We start from the raw sequence: 2168 nt of genomic DNA, 5'->3' as shown, positions 1-2168 counted from the left end.
ATAACCACATCAAAACCAACAAAAACACCATCATTATTTAACACTTCAGGAAACTCAAAGCGCCATTCCAAAGCATTTTCATACATTCTACCATTTTCTATTTCCTCAATTTCCACCCGTAACTTATCAATTTCATTATTCAACTTAGCAATTTTTTTCTCCCGCTTCGTTCTCTCAGCTTTAGTTTCTGGAATCAAAAAAATTTGATTCTCCAAATTCTCAACCTCACCCTCTAACCTTCTTAACTTAGTCTTATTGACATCACTTAATCCTAAAGTTGTTTTAAAATTACCCTTAATATCAGCAATCAATTTTTTCATTTCCCGCTTTTGCTCCTTATTTTCAGCATTGCGGTAAGTTTTAACAGCATTTCTATAACTTTCCATACTGTATTTACTTCTATTTAAAGCTGGTCGCAAATCACTATCTAAAGCAAAACGACTAATTAAAGAATTACCACATTTAATATTAATATCAATATTAGGTAAAGTCTCCAACTCTCCCCTATTTAGGGTTGAGGTCTTATAATAAGCATTTTTCAAAAGTTCAACCCATAACCGCAACTGACATATTTTCACAGAATTAGAGTTAATATCCACCCCAAATAAACAACCTTCAATAATCCTTTGTTTCTCATAAAACAAAGTTTCCTGCACCCGTTGACTTTCTTGACTTTTAGGATTATACTCAAATAATAAACCATCCTCATCAATCACAATTAACTCATCATTCACAACTTCAATCTGATATTCCTTCAATCTTTTACCTTCCCTATCCAGTAAAATCTTCAATTCGCTTTTAATTGCGATAATTTCATTCAAAGCCGAAACTAAAAAATGTCCTGAACCTACCGCAGGATCACATATTTTTAAACTATTAATAATCGTATTAGCATCTTTTTTATCCTCTATCCTATCATATAAATCATCAATATTTTCACAACTCCAACCTTTAACTTCATTAAACTTCTGAACAACCGCTTTTCTAATTGTTTCCCGACACATATACATAGTAATAAAACCGGGAGTAAAGAAAGAACCGTCTTGATAACCATTAATTTTCTCGAAAATTAAACCCAGTACAGACGCATTAATTAATCTTTTATTCTCCTCTTGAATTTCTTCCCCAGTTTCACTACTAAAATCATAAGCGTCCAGAAATTCAAATAAATATTCTAAAGCGTTAATTTCACCAAATCGTTTTTTCCCGTTATTATCTTTTAAGACAGTAGCAGGAAAAATTTCTAATTTCTCATTTCTCAAATTACTAATAAAAATTGTTGCTTGTTCCATTTCCGTAGGTTCAAATAAAGAACTATTTAAATAAGGAACATGAGCAAATTTGTTTTTAAAACCCTCGTTTCTGTCTTCTGGTTTTCGTGCTAATACACTAAAAAATAGACTATTAAGATCATCATAATTTTGCACCTTATTTAAATTCAAAAATCCCCAAGCTAAATCATTTTGATGATATTTAATTAATTGTGCTTCTAATAGTTTGAGAAAGAGGATTCTATTTACCCAAGTAATTGCTAATTCTAAACCAATATTAAAAAGTTGTACTTGGTCAGTTTCTCCAAATTGTTCTGGTTCTTTGAGTTGAGAGATTTTATCTAAACTATCAAGTTGGATCATAGCATTTTCCATGAGTGAACCGACATTTCTCTTATTTGATTTTTTGCGTTGAATGAGTTTTTTACCACCTTCTTTAACTTCTGTTAAACCGATAATATGTAATAATTCATGATAAAATCCTTTATCAAGAGTATTGCTATCAGCGAAAGGTAACTTTAATAAATGTTCTGGAGAAAGTAATTTAAACAGTGGAATTAATTTATGATCATCAGGATTTTCTCCAGGTTGTAAATATTCTTGATATTCTCGAATATCAAAATGGGTAAAAGTGATTTTATCTGCAATTTCAGTAATAGCAGGTTGAGCAATTTCCTGATAAAAGAAATCAGTTTTTTTACTTATTAATCTTCCGTCCGTAAAATCTTTAAATTGTTGAAATAGGGTTTTATTGTCTTGAAAGAATTTGTCAAAATCTTGAGCATCAAAAATAAACCATTCGTAAATATTAGTTGCTATTAAATATTTCAGTTCTAGATTTTTTTCGGTTAAACGTTCTCTGAGAAAATATAAAACTAATTCCTGAAATGCTTTAGT

The 2168-nt window shown here is 30.1% G+C and carries 1 protein-coding gene; it reads right to left on the bottom strand.

Annotated elements, in window-relative coordinates; translation table 11 throughout:
- The coding region (locus H6F62_RS20285; RefSeq protein ID WP_347238729.1) for a DNA methyltransferase at positions 1-2168 on the bottom strand (2168 nt) is incomplete at both ends.

Source organism: Anabaena sp. FACHB-1391, from assembly GCF_014696755.1.
GTDB lineage: Bacteria > Cyanobacteriota > Cyanobacteriia > Cyanobacteriales > Nostocaceae > Dolichospermum > Dolichospermum planctonicum.
This window is presented reverse-complemented; position numbering and strand designations above follow the sequence as displayed.